At 69.5% G+C, this 16,697-nt stretch carries 17 protein-coding genes and 1 pseudogene; 10 read left to right on the top strand and 8 right to left on the bottom strand.

Annotation, left to right across the window (positions count from 1 at the left end; genetic code table 11):
• The 3 genes from VFS34_17205 to VFS34_17195 all read left to right on the top strand — a co-directional run.
• A partial coding sequence (locus VFS34_17205; protein ID HET9796188.1) for a hypothetical protein occupies window positions 1-379 on the top strand: 379 nt, incomplete at its 5' end.
• Window positions 376-1,311 (top strand): non-homologous end-joining DNA ligase, encoded by a 936-nt coding sequence (gene ligD, locus VFS34_17200; protein HET9796187.1) that lies wholly within the window; start codon window positions 376-378, stop codon window positions 1,309-1,311. The genes VFS34_17205 and ligD, both read left to right, overlap by 4 nt.
• Window positions 1,308-2,333: an ATP-dependent DNA ligase gene (locus VFS34_17195; GenBank protein HET9796186.1), complete on the top strand. Its 1,026-nt coding sequence runs from the start codon at window positions 1,308-1,310 to the stop codon at window positions 2,331-2,333. Before ligD ends, VFS34_17195 begins: the two co-directional genes overlap by 4 nt.
• Window positions 2,334-2,416: 83 nt before the next feature.
• Here VFS34_17195 and VFS34_17190 read toward each other — a convergent pair whose 3' ends face one another.
• The 3 genes from VFS34_17190 to VFS34_17180 form a co-directional block, all read right to left on the bottom strand.
• The gene (locus VFS34_17190; GenBank protein HET9796185.1) at window positions 2,417-3,145 is read right to left on the bottom strand and encodes an MBL fold metallo-hydrolase; all 729 of its coding nucleotides are present in this window, start codon (window positions 3,143-3,145) and stop codon (window positions 2,417-2,419) included.
• Between the two features lie 78 nt (window positions 3,146-3,223).
• Window positions 3,224-3,376, bottom strand: a complete 153-nt coding sequence (locus tag VFS34_17185) for a lmo0937 family membrane protein (GenBank protein ID HET9796184.1) — start codon at window positions 3,374-3,376, stop codon at window positions 3,224-3,226.
• Window positions 3,377-3,414: 38 nt separating this feature from the next.
• A complete protein-coding gene (locus VFS34_17180) occupies window positions 3,415-3,999 on the bottom strand; it encodes a type 1 glutamine amidotransferase domain-containing protein (GenBank protein HET9796183.1) in 585 nt (194 codons plus the stop codon).
• Between the two features lie 126 nt (window positions 4,000-4,125).
• Between VFS34_17180 and VFS34_17175 the strand changes: the two genes are divergently transcribed.
• The 4 genes and pseudogenes from VFS34_17175 to VFS34_17160 all read left to right on the top strand — a co-directional run bounded on the left by VFS34_17175 (window position 4,126) and on the right by VFS34_17160 (window position 5,915).
• Entirely contained in the window at window positions 4,126-4,377 is a 252-nt protein-coding gene (locus VFS34_17175) for a hypothetical protein (GenBank protein ID HET9796182.1), read from the top strand.
• Window positions 4,378-4,389: 12 nt separating this feature from the next.
• A pseudogene (locus VFS34_17170) lies at window positions 4,390-4,815 on the top strand (deiodinase-like protein).
• Between the two features lie 36 nt (window positions 4,816-4,851).
• Window positions 4,852-5,439, top strand: a complete 588-nt coding sequence (locus VFS34_17165; protein ID HET9796181.1) for a thioredoxin family protein — start codon at window positions 4,852-4,854, stop codon at window positions 5,437-5,439.
• Entirely contained in the window at window positions 5,436-5,915 is a 480-nt protein-coding gene (locus tag VFS34_17160; GenBank protein HET9796180.1) for a redoxin domain-containing protein, read from the top strand. Before VFS34_17165 ends, VFS34_17160 begins: the two co-directional genes overlap by 4 nt.
• 326 nt (window positions 5,916-6,241) lie before the next feature.
• Here the strand turns inward: VFS34_17160 and VFS34_17155 are convergent, their stop codons facing one another.
• Window positions 6,242-7,585, bottom strand: a complete 1,344-nt coding sequence (locus VFS34_17155; GenBank protein HET9796179.1) for an RluA family pseudouridine synthase — start codon at window positions 7,583-7,585, stop codon at window positions 6,242-6,244.
• A 26-nt stretch (window positions 7,586-7,611) separates the two neighbouring features.
• Between VFS34_17155 and VFS34_17150 the strand changes: the two genes are divergently transcribed.
• Together VFS34_17150 and VFS34_17145 are read left to right on the top strand one after the other, a co-directional pair.
• Window positions 7,612-8,841: an aminopeptidase P family protein gene (locus VFS34_17150; protein HET9796178.1), complete on the top strand. Its 1,230-nt coding sequence runs from the start codon at window positions 7,612-7,614 to the stop codon at window positions 8,839-8,841.
• Between the two features lie 124 nt (window positions 8,842-8,965).
• Window positions 8,966-9,970 (top strand): lysophospholipid acyltransferase family protein, encoded by a 1,005-nt coding sequence (locus tag VFS34_17145; protein ID HET9796177.1) that lies wholly within the window; start codon window positions 8,966-8,968, stop codon window positions 9,968-9,970.
• A 9-nt stretch (window positions 9,971-9,979) separates the two neighbouring features.
• Here VFS34_17145 and VFS34_17140 read toward each other — a convergent pair whose 3' ends face one another.
• Entirely contained in the window at window positions 9,980-11,155 is a 1,176-nt protein-coding gene (locus VFS34_17140) for a class I SAM-dependent methyltransferase (GenBank protein HET9796176.1), read from the bottom strand.
• Window positions 11,156-11,247: 92 nt separating this feature from the next.
• Between VFS34_17140 and VFS34_17135 the strand changes: the two genes are divergently transcribed.
• Window positions 11,248-13,368: an alkaline phosphatase family protein gene (locus tag VFS34_17135; GenBank protein ID HET9796175.1), complete on the top strand. Its 2,121-nt coding sequence runs from the start codon at window positions 11,248-11,250 to the stop codon at window positions 13,366-13,368.
• A gap of 398 nt (window positions 13,369-13,766) precedes the next feature.
• Here the strand turns inward: VFS34_17135 and VFS34_17130 are convergent, their stop codons facing one another.
• The 3 genes from VFS34_17130 to VFS34_17120 form a co-directional block, all read right to left on the bottom strand.
• On the bottom strand, window positions 13,767-15,167 hold the full coding sequence (locus tag VFS34_17130) for an undecaprenyl-phosphate glucose phosphotransferase (protein HET9796174.1): 1,401 nt from the start codon (window positions 15,165-15,167) through the stop codon (window positions 13,767-13,769).
• The gene (locus VFS34_17125) at window positions 15,164-16,243 is read right to left on the bottom strand and encodes a glycosyltransferase (protein ID HET9796173.1); all 1,080 of its coding nucleotides are present in this window, start codon (window positions 16,241-16,243) and stop codon (window positions 15,164-15,166) included. Before VFS34_17125 ends, VFS34_17130 begins: the two co-directional genes overlap by 4 nt.
• A 169-nt stretch (window positions 16,244-16,412) precedes the next feature.
• A partial coding sequence (locus VFS34_17120; GenBank protein ID HET9796172.1) for a glycosyltransferase occupies window positions 16,413-16,697 on the bottom strand: 285 nt, incomplete at its 5' end.

Genomic DNA, 16,697 nt, shown 5'->3' with positions numbered 1-16,697 from the left:
GGAGCCGATCACGCTCGCCCGGCTGAGGCGTTTCGCGCGCGTGCCGATCGACTCCGGCGAGCCCCGCTACCGGCGGCCGCTCGTGCGCCATGCTCGCGAGCTCGCGCAGCGCGTCGGACCGGACACGGACATCGTTCTCCTGGGCAGCATCGCGACCGGGAAGTACGTGGACCTGCTCGGGAAAGTCTTCGGCGAGCGGCTCCGGTTCCCGGGAGACTTCGTCGGCCGGGGCGACATGAGCCGCGGCGGCCTCCTCCTGCGGAGCGCGCGCGAGGGGCGCGAACTCGGGTACGTCGGCATCGCGGCCGGAGCCCGTCACGGCCCCCGTCCGCCGCGCCTCGCCCCGCTCTCCCGGCCGGCGCGCGGAGACCGGCCGTGAAACGGCCGGCCCTTCCCGAGATCCCCGCGGACCGCGACGAGGCGGAGATCGCGATCGGCCGCCGCCGCGTCAAGCTCACGAACCTCCGGAAGGTCTTCTGGCCCGAGTTCGGCGTGACGAAAGGAGACCTCCTCCGCTATTACGCCGCGATCTCCCCCTGGCTCCTCCCGCACGTCGCGGACCGCGCGATGGTCATGAAGCGGTATCCGCACGGCGCGGGCGGCGAGTTCTTCTTCATGAAGCGGGCGCCGTCGCCGCGGCCCGATTGGATCCGGACGTGCGCGATCGAGCATGCCTCGGGAAACGTGATCGATTTCCCCGTGGTCGACGATCTCGCCTCGCTCCTCTGGGTGATCAACCTCGGCTGCATCGACCTGAATCCCTGGTACGCGCGGTGCGACGACGTGAATCGGCCCGACTACGTCCACTTCGACCTGGATCCGGTCAAGGGAGGCTCCTTCTCGCAGGTGCGCGAAACCGCGCGCGCGGTCGACGCCGCCCTCACGGCTCTGCGGATGCCGGCACTGGCGAAGACCACGGGGTCGCGGGGCATCCACGTGTACGTGCCGATCGTGCGGGGGCCGACCCAGAAGGAGGTCTGGGGGTTCGCGAAACGGTTCGCGCAGGAGATCGCGGCCCGGCATCCGAAGCTCGCGACCGCCGAATACCGGATCGCGAAACGCCCGGCTCGGCGCGTCCTCGTCGACTACAACCAGAACGCGTGGGGCCGTACGCTGGCCTCCATCTACTCCGTCCGCCCGACCCCGAGGGCGGCGGTCTCGACGCCGGTGACGTGGGAGGAGGTCGAGAGGGGCATCGCGATCGAGGACTTCCGCATCGACAACGTCGTCGCCCGCGTACGCGGGACGGGCGATCTCTGGGCGCCGCTCCTCGCGAAGAAGGGGCGGTTCCGGCTGGAGGAGTACCTGTGACGCTTCCGATTCGCCCTCCGTACCCGCCGATGGAAGCCCTCCTCGTCGACGGGATCCCGGAAGGGGAGGGTTGGCAGTACGAGCCGAAGTGGGACGGGTTCCGCTGCCTCGCCTTCCGCGACGGGAAGAAGCTCGATCTGCAGTCGAAGAGCGGGCAGCCGCTGGGCCGGTATTTTCCGGAGGTGGAGGGGGCGCTCCTCGCCCTCTCCCCCGGCAAGTTCGTGCTCGACGGAGAGATCGTGATCCCCGCGGGAGACGGGCTCTCGTTCGACGACCTGCTCCTCCGGATCCACCCCGCCGAGAGCCGTATCCGCCGGCTCGCGAAAGAGACGCCCGCGGCGCTGATCGTCTTCGACCTCCTCGTCGGGGAGGACGGCGCCTCGCTCGTCGACCGGCCGCTGAAGGATCGGCGGCGCCGCCTCGAATCGTTCGCGAAGAAGAATTTCCGGCGAGGGAAAGGACTTTTCCTGTCTCCCGCGACGCGGGACGCGAAGCGGGCGAAGGAATGGTTCCGGATGGTCGGAGGCGGGCTCGACGGCGTCGTCGCGAAGGCGATCGACGTCGAATACCGCTCGGGGGAGCGGAGCGGCATGCAGAAGATCAAGAGCCTTCGGACCGCCGACTGCGTCGTCGGCGGGTTCCGCTACGCTTCGAAGGGGCGCGAGGTGGGATCGCTGCTGCTCGGGCTCTATGACGACGATGGAAAGCTCCACCACGTCGGATTCACCTCCGGCCTGAAAGGGGACCGGGCCGATCTCACGAAGCTCCTCGAGAGGCTCGTCCGGCCTCCCGGATTCACCGGGCGCGCGCCCGGAGGTCCGAGCCGATGGAGCACGGAGCGGAGCGCGGACTGGAAACCGCTCCAGCCGAAACTGGTCGTCGAGGTCCGGTACGACGCGTTTTCGGGAGGCCGGTTCCGCCACGGCACGAAGCTGCTTCGGTGGAGACCCGACAAGGCGCCGAAGCAGTGCACGATGAAGCAGGTTCGGCTCGAGTCCCGCTCCGCCTCCTTATTGCTCTAGCGCGGGCGCGGACGGGTCGGTCGCGGGGGCCGATGCCGGCGAGCATCGAGCCCGCGACGCGAAAGCCATTTCGGGTCGGGACGCTAAACGTCGAAGGAGCTTCCGTCCGTCGCGATCTCGACCTGACATCCGGGCGCCTTCTCGGAAGCGAGGTCGGCGACGCGCGCGCGGAGCGCCTCGTCCCCCATCTCGATCGGGCCCTTGCCGAAATGCGCGAAGATGCCGCGGCGCACGGCATAGCGGCCGAGCCATCCGAGCTGCGCGCGGACGGTCGTGTGCCCGATCAGGACTCCGCTCGAATGCCGCCGGACGAGCGAGCCGGTGAGCGTCGATCCGTCGCCGACGTAGATTCCGACGCGGGCGAAAGCGCGGTCCGGCTCGGGAAAGCTCACGACGTCTCCGGAGTAAAGAAGCGTCCGAGCTTCGGCTTCGAGCCGGATCGCCGTGCCCGGACAACGCACCGAGTGGGCGACCGGAAAAAGGGTGACCGAAAAGGGTCCCACCCGGCGGCGCCGGCCCGGGGCGACGACGACGCGTTCCCGGATCGGGAGGTCGCGGATGATGTCGTGGGTTGTTCGGGAGGCGTAGACGGGCGCCGAGGCTCCTTCGGCGAGGCCCCACGCATGGTCGGGATGGGCGTGAGACACGACGATCGCGTCGGGATCGATGCGCCCGAGGAGGCCGCGGCGGTTCTCCCCGAAGTCGCACAGGAGGCGGAATCCGGCGGTCTCGACGGTGAAGGCGGAGTGGCCCGCGTGGGTCGGAGAGGATTCTTCGACGTACCCTCTCGACCCGAAGAAGGTGAGCTTCACGCGGCGATCATCCGGCAGCCGGGGCGCAAAAAAAAGGAGGCCGCCGGAGCGGCCTCCCCCACGGATCTTCCCCCGGACTCAGACGACGGACCGGCGGCCGGTGAAGAGATGGACGACGAACGCGATCACCGCGAACACGATCAGGAGATGAATGAACCCGGCGGTGACGTGGAACGCGAAGAACCCCAGGATCCAGGCGATGAACAGGATGATGGCGATGGTCAGCAGCATGGAAACCTCCCTCTCTGGCGCCACCAGGGGAGCAAGAGTTATGCCCGGGTGCGGGCGGTCTCCGCTCCCGCGCGCGCGTGGCGCCGTTCCTCGAACTCCTCGAGCATCTTCCGGTGGAAAGCCGGAAGGTCGGCGGGCTTGCGGCTCGTGACGATGCCGTCGTCCACCACCGCCTCCTCGTCGACCCATTGCGCTCCCGCGTTCCGCAGATCGGTCTGCAGGGAAGGCCACGAGGTCATGCGGCGACCGCGCGCGGCGCCCGCCTCGATCAGGGTCCACGGGCCGTGGCAGATCGCGGCGATCGGTTTTCCCGACTCGACGAAGCTCTTCACGAACGCGACCGCGCGCGGGTTCATCCGGAGCTTGTCGGGGTTCATGACCCCGCCGGGCAGAACGAGCGCCTCGTAGCGGGACGGGTCCGCCTCTTCGAGCAGGACGTCGACGTCCACTTCCTTCCCCCAGTCGCCCCCTTCCCATCCGCGAATCTTTCCTGCTTTCGGAGAAACGACCTCGGCGACCGCCCCCTCCTTCTCGAGCGCTTTCTTCGGCTCGAGGAGCTCCGACTGTTCGAAACCCTCGGTCGCGAGGATCGCGACCCTCATTCCGTCGATCTTCTTCGCCATCGAAACCCCCTTCGTCGGATGCCGGCGGAACGACCGTGCCCCGCCTCCCGGACGTCGCAGCAAGCCGGCTGCCACGCCGCTCCGGAGAGTCGATCGGCGGAAGGAGGGGAGAGTAGAATTCCGGGCATGACGCTCCGCCGGGCATTGCTCCTCGTTGCCGCCCTCGTGGTCGCGGCCGCGGCGCTCGCCGTCGCGAAGATCGGGCCGTCGAACGTCATCGGGATGCTGCGCTGGGACACCCGCCGCGAGGGGGCCCTTCGCGTCGGGAGCGCGGCGCCCGACGTCGCCCTGCACGCCGTCGCCGGGCCGGAAATGGTGCGGATCGCGCGGCGGATCGGGCCTCGTCCGCTCGTCCTCATTTTCGGAAGCTTCACCTGACCTCCGTTCCGCCGCTCGGTCGCGCGGCTCGAGGGGATCTACGACCGCTACCGGGACCGTGCCGAGTTCCTCACCGTCTACATCCGCGAGGCGCATCCCACCGACGAGTGGAAGATGAAGGTCAACGACGACCAGGGAATCTGCTACCCGCAGCCCCGCACCCTCGCCCAGAGGATCGCGATCGCCTCCGACTTCACGACCCGATTCCATTACCGGATTCCCCTCGCCGTCGATGCGATGGACAATCGGGCCGACGCGCTCTATGCGGGGTGGCCCGAGCGGATCTACGTCGTCGACGAACGCGGACGCGTCGCCTACAAGGGGAAGACGGGACCGTTCGGCTTCCATCCGGAGGAATTGGAAGCCTGGCTCTCCCGCCGGTTCCCGCCGGTTTCCGCTTCGCCCCGCCGGAATTCCATCCCCGCCGGCGGTGTTTGAAACCCCGGCGAGCCTCGGGCTCGCGGGAGGCGATCGATGAACAAGCCGCTCGGGTCCCTTCTCCTGGCCGCGTCCGCACTGCTCGCACCCGCGGAAACGCTCCATGCCCTCTCTCCCGGCGACCGGGCCCCCGAGTTCTCGCTGCCGGTCGCGGACGGGTCCGGGGCGATCTCGCTCGCGCGGGAACGGGCGGCGCATGCGGCGACGGTCGTGATGTTCATCTCGACGCGTTGTCCCGTCTCGAACGCCTACGACGACCGGATGGAAGCGCTCGAGAAGGCGTACGCGCCGCGAGGCGTCCGGTTCATCGGGGTGAACAGCAACGTCGACGAGCCGGTTCCCGAGATCGTCGCGCACGCGCGACAGCACGGCTTCACCTTCCCGGTCGCGAAGGACGAGCGGAGCCGAACGGCCGACGCGTACGGCGCCGAGCACACGCCGGAGATCTTCGTCGTCGACCGCGAGGGGGTCGTCCGGTATCACGGCCGCATCGACGAGAACCGCGACGATCCGGCGGGCGTTCGATCGCCGGATCTCCGGAACGCGCTGGATGCCCTGCTCGCCGGCCGGGGGGTCCCCGTGGCGGCGACCAAGGCCTTCGGCTGCAGCATCAAGCGCGGATGATCGGCGCGCTCGTTCTCGCCGCCGCGGCGGCGGGCGTTCCGGCCCACCCGGCCCGGGCGATCGTTCCCGTCTCCCCCGAGCGTTATCGCGCCGAGGTCGTCGCGCCGCATCGCGGCAAGCCCCTGGTCGTCAACTTCTGGGCGACCTGGTGCGAGCCCTGCCGCGAGGAACTGCCCTCGCTCGCTCGCGCCTGGCGGCAGGGGAAGGGTTCGTTCGACGTCGTGCTCGTCTCCGCCGATTCCCTGAAACTCAAGGACACCGTCGTCCCCGCCGTGCTCGACGGGATCGCGAGCCCGTTCCGCTGCTTCATCGAGTCGTCGGAGGATCCGCAGCGGTTCATCGACGCGGTGGATCCGAAGTGGGAGGGAGAGCTGCCGCACACGATCGTCTATCGCGCCGACGGAAAAGCGGCGGCCAGCGCCGCGGGCCGGAGGACGGCCGACCAGTTCCTGAAGCTCGTCGCGGCCGCGCGGTAGGGAGCGGCGCGGGCGACGCGCCGCCCGGTCTCGAGTCGCGCGTCGGAAAGTCGCGAGTCGGTCGGAAAGTGGCGAGCTCCGTCATCCCGGTGACTCGTGACTCGCGAGTCGTCGACCCGCCAACCCGTGACGGCGCCGCCCGCGACTACTTCCTTTTCCGCGCGGCCGCGACCGTGCCCGAGGCGGCGGCGAGGGCGGCGAGGAGCGTCGCGACGAACTCCACCTTTCGGGGGGTGTCGAGCTTCTTCCATTCGCGGACCGAGGTGCGAACGGCCTGCTGCGAGGCGCCGCGCGCCTTCGCGAGGGCGGCGCGCGCGGATTCCTTGCTACCGGTCGCGCCGGCGGCGATGGCGGCGCCGGCCTTCGACGCCTGCGCGGAGAGCCGGTTCAGGAGGGCCGGGAGACCGCCCGGGGCGGACTTTCGGCGGGAAGCCGTTTTTTTTCTCGGGCCCGCCTTGCGGCGAGCCGCCGTGCGGGTTCTTGCGCGCGGGGCGGCTTCGTGAGCCGCTGGGGTCGATTCCGACATGATCTACCTCCGCCCGCGATTGTGCCACGAGATCGCGGCCGCGACGATCCTCCTTCGCGCTCCCGGGCGTCGGCGGATTTCGACGGCGGGTCACGATCCGTTTCGCGCCCGCCGGGAAAGGCGGATCGCGCCGGAGCCCGGGCGAAGGGGGATGCCTCGAGGCGGACGAGGGCGAGCGGCGGGCGCCGGCGCGTTCGGTCGATTCGATCGCTTTCCCTTCGTGCCGGGGCCGCTCCCGCCCCCGAGGGTCCGTCGAGCGGGATGCCGCGGGTGCCGGAAGGCGTCCGACCTTCGCCACGCATTCCTGGAAATCCGCGGGAGGCTCGCTCGAAACGATCACGCGTTCCCCGCTGTCGGGATGGCGGAATCCGAGTGTCCGGGCGTGGAGCATTTGCCGCGCCGCCTCGATCGGCGGACCGGAGAGATGCCGCGGCCGGTAGACCGAATCGCCGACGACGGGATGTCCGATCGCGGCGAGGTGGACGCGAATCTGGTGCGTCCGTCCGGTTTCCAGTCGGAGCGCGACGAGCGTGGCCGCCGGCATGCGCCGGAGAACGCGGTAATGCGTGACGGCACGCCGGCCTTCTTCCCCCGGGCGGGCCGTCCCGCGGCGACGGTCGCCCCCGTCGCGGACCAGATCGAATCCGATCGTCCCGGAGTCGCGGGAGACGTTCCCTTCGACGATCGCCACGTACTCGCGCTCGATGTCGTGGCGGCGGAAGAGCTCCTGGAGAGCGCGCAGCGCCTCCCGGGAGCGGGCGAACACGATCGCGCCCGAGGTGTCCTTGTCGAGCCGATGGACGACGCCGACGTACGGCCGCCGCCGATACCGGTGCTGGAGGTACGCGTTCACCCGGGCGAGAAGCGTGTCCTTCTCGCGCGCTTCCGTCGCGAGCGTGAGAAGGCCCGCGGGCTTGTCGACGACGACGAGCGAAGGATCCTCCCGGAGGACGAGGAGCTTCGTGCGAACGTTTCCGACGGCCGGTCGGTTGACGTCGAGCGCCACGCGCGCGTCGTCGCCGACCTCGCGCCCCGGCTCGCGGCAGACCGCGCCGGCGACGTCGACGCGGCCCGTCTCCACGTAATCGCGCGCCTTGCGGCGCGAGAGCGCGTGCTCGCGAGCGATTCGCTGATCGAGACGCACGCGCGCGATTGTATGATGGCCGGCTCGTGAGACCGATCACCCACGATCATGCCGGACGGCGCGCCCGTTTCGCCGAGCTTCTCGCCGGGACTCCGGCGGTCGTGCCCGCCGCGCGCGTCGCGTACCGCTCGCGCGACACCGCGCATCGATTCCGGCAGGATTCCGATTTCCTCTACCTGACCGGGTTTTCCGAGCCCGACGCGGTCGCCGTTCTGGACGGTCCGCGGTTCCACCTCTTCGTCCTCCCGCGCGATCCGGAGCGCGAGGCGTGGGAGGGGGATCGCGAAGGAGTCGAGGGAGCGAAGGCGTACGGCGCGACCGCCTGGCCTCTCGATCGTCTCGACGACTTCCTCTCGGACACGCTCGCGGGCGCCGACCGGCTGGCGCTGCCCCTCGGACGCGATCCGCGGATCGATGCGTGGTGGGCGAAGCTACCCGGGCTTCGCAAACGCGGCCCGAACCCGGAGCTCGTCGATCCGGCCGCCCTGCTGGCGGAAATGCGCCTCCGCAAGGAGGAGAGCGAGATCCGGGCGCTCGAGGCGGCGGCCGCGATCACCGCGGCGGCGCACGCTCGCGCCGCCGGGGTCGTCCGTCCCGGCGTCGGCGAATGGGAGGTCGAAGCGGCGGTCGAGTACGAGTTCCGCCGGCGCGGCGCGGCGGGCCCCGCCTATCCCTCGATCGTCGGGTCGGGCCGGAACGCGGCCACGCTGCACTACGTTCGCAACGACGCGACGATCGGCGGGGACGACCTCGTCCTGATCGACGCGGGCGCGGAATTCGAGGGGTATTGCGCCGACGTCACGCGGACCGTCCCGGCATCCGGCAGAGGCAACGCCGCGCAGCGGAGCGTGCTCGACGTGGTCGCGGCGGCGCAGGAGGCGGCGATCGCGCGGTGCGTTCCGGGGTCGACGTTCGACGACGTCCATGACACCGCCCAGAGGGTCCTCGCCGACGGCCTGGTCGCGATGGGGGTCCTGGAAGGGCCCGGGAGTCGCGTCCTGGAGGAAGGACGCCAGAAGCCCTACACGCTCCACCGGACGAGCCATTGGCTGGGACTCGACGTGCACGACCCGGCTCCCGCCCGGGCCGGCGGCGCTCCTCGGGTGCTCGAGCCCGGGATGGTCCTCACCGTCGAGCCGGGTCTGTACTTCCGCGCCGACGTTCCCGCGCCGCCGGCTTACCGGGGGATCGGCGTCCGGATCGAAGACGACGTGCTGGTGACGGCGAGCGGGCCGCGGGTCCTGTCCCGGACGTGAATACGCCGGAAGACGACCGGAGCGTCGATCGTGGCCGGAGTCATCCGAGATCCGGGAATTCCCGTCGTCGCCCCGGGATTCGGATCGGGCGATCGAAACCCGCAATTCCGTCGACCGTGACGTAATGCAGGACAAGATGGCGACCCGGAACCGGGCGGTGAACGCGGTCTACTCCGCGTCGTTCGCGTTGTGGTTTCCGCTCTTCCGGGCGATGACCCGCTATCTCTCGCGGCCCGCTCTCGCGGCGATCGCCCGGCAGACCGTGGGACGCTTCTTCGCTCTCCGCCCGAAGTACCTCGCCGCGATCCGGGGGAACTTCTCCCGGATCCTCGGGGAGCCGGCCGAGTCGCCGCGCGTCGCCGCCGCCGCCCGCGAGATGATCGACCAGCACTCGTACCACTGGATCGACTTCTTCTATTTCGCGCAGCGCCCGTTCGCCGAGGCGCAGGCTCTCGTCGCCGAGATCGAGGGGTACGACAAGATCGTCGCGGCGGAGCGCGAGGGTCGGGGCGTCCTGCTCGCCACCGCCCATCTCGGCAACTGGTATCTCGGAGGAATGCTCCTCGGCGGACTCGATCACCCGATCCAGGTGGTCCTGAAACCCGACCGGTTCCCGATCGTCGAGCGCTTCCGGAGCGGCATGCACCGCCGCTGGGGAGTCGGCGAGATCCCCGTCGGCGACTCCTACTTTTCCGGGATCGCCGTCGTGCAGGCCCTCGCCCGGGGAGGAATCCTCGGCATCCAGTGCGACCGCGATTTCAACAACACGGGAATCGCCGTCGAATTCTTCGGGAAGCCCGCCTATTTCCCGCGGGGGCCCTTCGCGGCGGCGATGGTCTCCGGCGCGCCGATGCTCCCGTCCTTCATCCTCCGCGAGGGGGACCGTTATCGCATCGTCATCGAGGACCCGCTTCCGATCGCCCGCGGCGGGGAGCACGAGACGGACCTCCGGGCGAACGTCGCGCGCTTCGTCGCGATCCTCGAGAGATACGTCCGCCGGTATCCCACGCAGTGGTACTGCTTCTATCCGTTCTGGGACGACCCGAGCCGGAAGCAGCCTCCCGGCGCGGCCGCGACGAGTCCGCCGCGTCGCGCGTCGCGGGGCGTCGCCGCGCCCGACCCGCGCTGACGCCGGCTCTCAACCCGCGATCGGCCGCCGGGCGGTGATCGCGCCGACGAAGAACGAAGGATATTCGCGCGCGAGCGCGTCCACGTCGGGAAGGAGCTCCGTCTTCTCGAAACCCGCGGAGCGAAGGGCCGCCCGCCAGTTGTCCGGCGTGAGAAAACCGTGCGTGGGGCGGATTTCCGGATCGGTCACGACGTTGACGAAGTTCTCGAGGAAATTGAAGATGAACTCGATGTAGATCGGCTGCCCGGCGCGCGGTCGGACGCATTCGGAGAAGACGACCGCCCCCCCCGGGGCGACGACCTCGCGGATCGCGGCGAGCGTCTTCCGCAGGTCGCGAGCGACGTGGATCGTGTTGACGGCGTAGACGAGATCGATCGAGCCCGGCGCGATCCCCTGCTCGACGAGAGACAGGTTCATGTCGAGCTTCCGGCACTCGAGGGGCACCTCGGGGAATCGCGCCTTCAGCGACCGCTCGCCCCGCCGCAGGAACGCGGGGACCGGTTCGGTGAAGAGGTACCTCGCGACGTTTCCCAGTCGTCCTTCGGCCGCGAGGTGCTCGAGGAGCGCGTGGGCCGCGGAGCCCGCGCCGCCGCCGAGCTCCAGGACCGCCGCCGGCCGCGTGCTCGGCAGGGCCCGCGCCGCGGCCTCCGCCCCGAGGCGGTTGTTCACCGCATACAGGAGATTGTCGTTGTTGAAGTAATCGAACCAGAGCGAGAGCCTCGAGGGAGCGAAGAGGATCTCCTCGCCGCTCTTTCGCCCGGCGAAGAAGTCCTCGATGCTTTCGGAGAGCGCCTCGACGACCGTGAATCCGGGAGCGCATCCGGGAGAGACGGCGAGGGCTTTCTCCTTCGCCCCGCTCTCCGCGGGCGGGAGCGGAACCCGGGCGACGAAGCGGCCGCCTTCGCCGGCTTCGAAGAAGCCCTCCTCGGCGAGCTTCTCGAGCATCCAGCGAAGCGCCGTCTCCGCGCGTTCGGCGTAGCCCCGGCGCGCGATCGCTTCCCGCGGCGTCGTCGGGGTCCGGAATTCGCCGAGCAGGTCGAGGCGGTCGAGAGCGCGCCCCGCCGTCTCGACGGTGAAGCGGTCGAAATATTCGCTGCAGATGATGAACTCGGGCGAGAAATGGCGGCGCACGTCGGGTTCGAGGGACGCCCGGATCCGGTCCGAGAGTGCGTCGAGGGATTCCATGCGCGAAAGTGTATCGCCGTGGAAGCCTTCAGTCGCCGGGTCGGAAAGGGCGAGGCGGCACGGAGCGGCTCGTTTTGCTAGGATCGCGCATCGTGAAACGTCTGCCGGCCGCGGTCGTCGGATTCGTGTGTGCGCTCGCGTCCGCGCTCCCGGTCCGGGCGCAGGGGCCGAAGCGCCGCGTCGTGATCCTCGGCTTCGACGGGGTGGACGCGGGGATCGTCGAGAAGCAGATCGCGGCGGGCCGGCTCCCGAACCTCGCCGCCGTCGAGAAGCAGGGCGGCTTCACCCCGCTCCTGCCGCCGGTTCCCGCGCAGACGCCGGTTTCGTGGGCTTCCTTCTCGACCGGCCTCGATCCGGGCAGCACGCGCATCTTCGACTTCCTCAAGCGCGACCCGAAGACGCTCACGCCCACGTTCGCGATCGCGGAGGAGGGAGAGAGACCCTTCCTCTTCGGCGCGGCGAACCCGGCCGTCTTCGGCGCGGCCGTGCTCCTCCTCCTGGGCCTCTTTCCGCAGCTCTTCGTTCGCCGCTGGGGGCGCGCGGTTTTTCTCGCGGCGGGAGTCGCGGCCGCCGCGTTCGCGTTCGTGACCGTCCGCCGCGATCTCCCGGAGAAGCAGCCCACGGCGATCAACAACCGGCAGGGCACGACCCTCTGGCAGGCTCTCGGCGCGGCGGGGAAGAAGGCGGTGGTCATCCGGATGCCGGTCACGTTTCCGCCCGACGCGTTCGACGGCAGGCTCGTCGCGGGTCTCGGCGTGCCCGATCTCTCCGGGCGCATCGGGCGGCCGTCCTTCTACACGTCCGATCCGTTCTTCGCGCCGAAGGGAGGCAACGACTTCTCGATCGAGCTCGTCAGACTCGACGCGAACGAGGGCTCGATCGCGACGAAGATCACGGGACCTCCCGCGAAGTATTTCGGCAATCCCGAGGGGTGGCTCGACGCGAAGATGACCCTCGCCGTCGACGCCGACAAGAAGGGGCTGTCGATCGCGACCTCCGGCTCCCGGATTCACCTCGCGGTCGGGCAGTGGAGCGACTGGGTGCCGCTCGCCTTTCCCGCGAACCCCCTCGTCACCGTCCACGGGATGGCGAAGTTCAAGCTCGTTTCGGCGACGCCGGAGATCGGCCTCTATCTCTCTCCCGTCAACTTCGACCCCCGGCACCTGCCGCCGGGGTTCTCCCTCTCCACCCCGGCGTCCTTCGCGCGGGACCTCGCGGCCCAGGTGGGACTCTTCAAGACGATGGGATGGGCGATCGACACGTGGTCGATCCAGTCGGGGACGATCGACGAGCCCACATTTCTCCAGGACGTGGACGCGACGGTCGTCGCCGAGCGGAAGATCCTGGACACGCTGCTCGCCGACAAATCAGTCGACTGCGCGGTCCAGTACTTCGAGTTCCCCGACCGCGTGAGCCACGTCTTCTGGAGGTTCCGGGACCCCCAGCATCCCGCGTACAACGCCGCCCTCGCGAGGATCTACGGCGACGCGGTCGAGAAGGCGTACGACACGATGGACGCGATCGTCGGGCAGGCACGCGCGAAGCTCTCGCCGTCGGACGTGCTGATCGTGCTCTCGGACCACGGCTTCGCGACGTGGCGGCGCTCCGTCAACTACGACACGTGGCTCGTGCAGAACGGGTATCTCGCGCTGAAGGGCGAGGCGCAGCGGAAGAACCTGGACGAGCTCTTCTCGCACGGCACCTTCTGGGACAGCGTCGACTGGTCCAAATCGAAGGCGTACGCGATGGGCCTCGGAGAGATCTACATCAACGTCGCGGGGCGCGAGAAGGAAGGCATCGTCGCGCCGGGAGCGGAGTACGAGAAGGTGCGGTCGGAGCTGATCGCCCGGCTCCTGACGCTGACCGACGCGAAGAACGGGCAGAAGGCGGTCTCGCGCGTCATCCGCCGCGAGGAGGCCTACCGGAAGTTCGACCCGAACCTCATCCCGGACCTCTTCGTCCTGAACACCGCGGGGTTCCGCGTCTCCTGGCAGTCCTCGCTCGGGGTGCCGACGGAGAACCTGTTCGAGGACAACACCGACGTCTGGAGCGGCGACCACTGCTCGGTCGATCCGCAGCTCGTCCGGGGCATCTTCTTCTCGACGGAGAAGCTCAACAATACACGAATTCCGTCGATCATCGACGTGGATCCGTCGGTTCTGAAGCTGATGGGAGTGGCGCAGCCGCCGACGGACGGCACTCCTTTCTTTTAGCCGGCGCGGCGATGCATCGAGCCGGGCGGGCGCGTGTCGTCGACCGGCGGCTCGACGTACGGCTTTCGGTACGCCTTCGCCGCCCGCCGGCGCCCCGCATCCCGCCGGGCTCGCGCCTCGCCGCGCCTCATCGTTGGTTCCGTCGGCGAGTTGGTCATTTCGGCGGCAGGCTTTCTGCCGACGCTGCGCACTCAGCCGGTCCGGCGGCCAGGTCTTCTCCTTCACGAAACACGTGGGTTTCGCTTTTCAGGTGAAATCCTGCGCCGGTTGCCGCGACCTGTCAACGAGAGAGACAGCGTGAGTGACACTCTGCCAGCCGCTGGCGATCCGGCATGTCCCGCAGGGGCTCGCGGGCGGCACGCGCCCGGCCGGGTCGATGTCCGCGCCGGCTATCGAATCTAATGCGCGTTGGCGCGGAGATCCTTCACCAGCGTCATCCACAGGATCCGCACGTCGAGGGCGAGCGACCAGTTCTCGATGTAGAAGAGGTCGTACTCGATGCGCTTGGCGAGACTCGTGTTTCCCCGCCAGCCATGCACCTGCGCCCACCCGGTCATTCCGGATCGCACCCGGTGGCGCAGCATGTACTGGGGGAACTTCTCCTTGAACTCCGCGACGAACTCGGGACGTTCCGGACGCGGACCCACGAGCGACATCTCCCCGCGGAGCACGTTGTAGAGCTGGGGAAGCTCGTCGAAGGACCACTGCCGCAGGAATCGGCCGATCGTCGTGCGCCGGGGATCGTCCGGAGTCGCCCAGACCGCTCCGGTCTCCTCTTCCGCGTCGACGCGCATCGTGCGGAATTTCCACATCCGGAACGGCCGCCCGTCGAGGCCCATCCGCTCCTGGGAATAGAGGACGGGTCCGCCGTCCGTGAGCGTGATGATCACGGCGATCACGAGGAAGAAGGGGAGGAGGACGAGGAGGCCCCCGAACGAGAGCGTGAGGTCGAGGGCGCGCTTGACCAGGCCCGACCACCCGGAAACCGGAGTTTCGGTCAGATGCACGACGGGCAGCCCGCCCCAGTCCTCGAGCCCCGCCCGGAACGTGATGTGCTGGAGGAGATCGGGAACGACGCGGACTTCACCTCCCGCGCGGGCGGCGGCCGCGACGATCTCGAGCGTCCGCCGGTGCGCTTCGAGGGGGAGCGCGAGGAAGACGGTCTCCGCTCGCCCCGCCGCGAGCCAGGCCGCCGCGGCGGTGGTCGGGCCGGCGATGGGAACGCCGCGGTAATCGCCGCCGTGCGTCGACGGATCGTCGTCGAGCAGCGCGCACGCGCGCATTCCCGTCTCCGGGTGATCGACGAGCCGGTCGACGACCGACTTGCCGAGGCGTCCGGCCCCGACGACCACCGCCCTTTTCACCCCGATGCCGTTTCGCCACTTCGCTTCCCAGCGCGACCGGACGAGGAGTCGGGCGGCGACGACGAACGGCACGTCGCAGCCAAAGAAGATGACGAGGACGAGGCGCGAGTAGGAGAAGGAACGGTAGAACGTCGCGATGCCGGCGAGCAGCACGACGGCGAGGGCCGTCGCGGTGAAGATGACGAACGCCTCTTCCGACCGGGAGCGTCCGCGCCGCGGACGGTAGAGTCCGTGGAAGGAATAGACGACCGGCCAGAGGAACGCGAGGATCGGAGCCAGCCGCCAGTACGGTTCGGCTCCCGGGACGCCCTTCGTGACCGGAATGACGCCGAGACGGAAACGGAGGAACCACGCGGCGACGAGCGCGAGGAGCGTCGCGCCGACGTCCGCCGCGATCAGGATCGATGCCTGCCGCCGCACGTACTGTTTGATCATTCCGTCAGGTTCTGCACTTCCCGGCTGAAGTCCGCCCGAAATCGCTCCCGGGAAAACCGCCGCGCGTTCGCGACCGCGGCCCCGGCATTAAAGCCCACACGGGAAAGGGAGTCAATCGCATGCACGACGTGTTCCATTACGGGCTCGGGGAACGTCGCGCCGGAGGCGGGACCGGTGACGACGTCGAGAGCGCCGCCGCGGCCGAGCGCGACGACGGGCCGGCCGCACGCCTGCGCCTCGACGGAGGCGATGCCGAAGTCCTCTTCGCCCGGTTGCAGAAAGAACGCACATCGCCGATATCGCTCCCGCAGGGTCTCCCGGGAAAGCCCGCTCTCGAATGAAACGGAGGCGGGGCAGTTTTCGCGGAGGCGTTTTTCCTCCGGCCCGGCCCCGACGATCCGCAGCGCCCGCCCCGTTCGCCGCGCCCATTCGATCGCCACGTCGAACTTCTTGTACGGGACGAGCGCCCCGACGCACAGCGCGTAGTCCTCCGCGGGGCCGGTCCCGGGAGTGAAGAAGTCGACGTCCACGGGCGGAAAGACGACGGCCGCGTCGCGATTCCAGACGTCGTGGACGCGCGCGGCGACCGCGCTCGAGTTGGCGAGCACGCGATCCGGGCGCCCCGCGGTCCGGCGATCCCACCGGCGAAGGCGGCCGACGAAGAGTTTCTTCAACGCGTACGCGCGCGTCGAGCGGCGCGGGAAGTACGCGTCGAACTGGCCGTAGGCGTACCGCACCGGCGTGTGGCAGTAGCAGAGGTGTCTCGCCCCCTCCCGCGCGATCGCCCCTTTTGCCACGCAATGCGAGGAAGAAACGACGAGGTCGAACCCGGAGAGGTCGAAGGATTCGACGGCCGCCGGGAAAAAGGGGAGGAGGCTCCGATAGGCGCGGGGCGTCGCGAGGCGCTGCAGGAACGACGTCACGATCGGGAAGGCTTCGATCCTGGCGGAAACGCTTCCCGGAAAGTGGAAGAGCGTGAACACGGTCGGATCGGGAACGAGGCCGAGGATCTCCTCCAGCACGGATTCGCCCCCGCGCATTCCCGTCAACCAGTCATGGACGACCGCGGTCTTCATCGGTCGAGCGCTTCCGGCAGCCGCCAGCGCCGCGCCCTCCTTTCGATTCGCGAACCCTCCCGGCGCCGGGTTTCGCGGGCGAAACGGCGCGGCGCCTTCGTCCCGGCGCGGAAGCGCTTCGCGTTCTGCCCGCACGGCACCGGCGGGGCGTCCGATCCGAGGCTGCGCTTCATCGGTTTTCGAGGATTCGCCGGTACACGTTCCACGTCCTTTCCGCGGCGCGTCGCCAGGAGAAGTCGCGGGCCCGGACGATCCCGCGGCCGGACAGCGCTCCGCGGAGAGCGGGGTCGGACGCCAGTTCGGAGACCGCGCCGGCGATCGCCGAAGCCTTCCGAGGATCGACCAGCCGGGCGGCCCCGGCGGCGACCTCGCGGCACACGGCGATGTCGGAGACGATCGCGGGCAACCCCGACGCCATCGCTTCGACCAGGGGAAAGCAGAACCCTTCCGCGAG

Source organism: Thermoanaerobaculia bacterium, from assembly GCA_035717485.1.
Lineage (GTDB): Bacteria > Acidobacteriota > Thermoanaerobaculia > UBA5066 > DATFVB01 > DATFVB01.
Note: the sequence above shows the minus strand (reverse complement) of the source record. Positions and strands in the feature narration are given on the sequence as shown.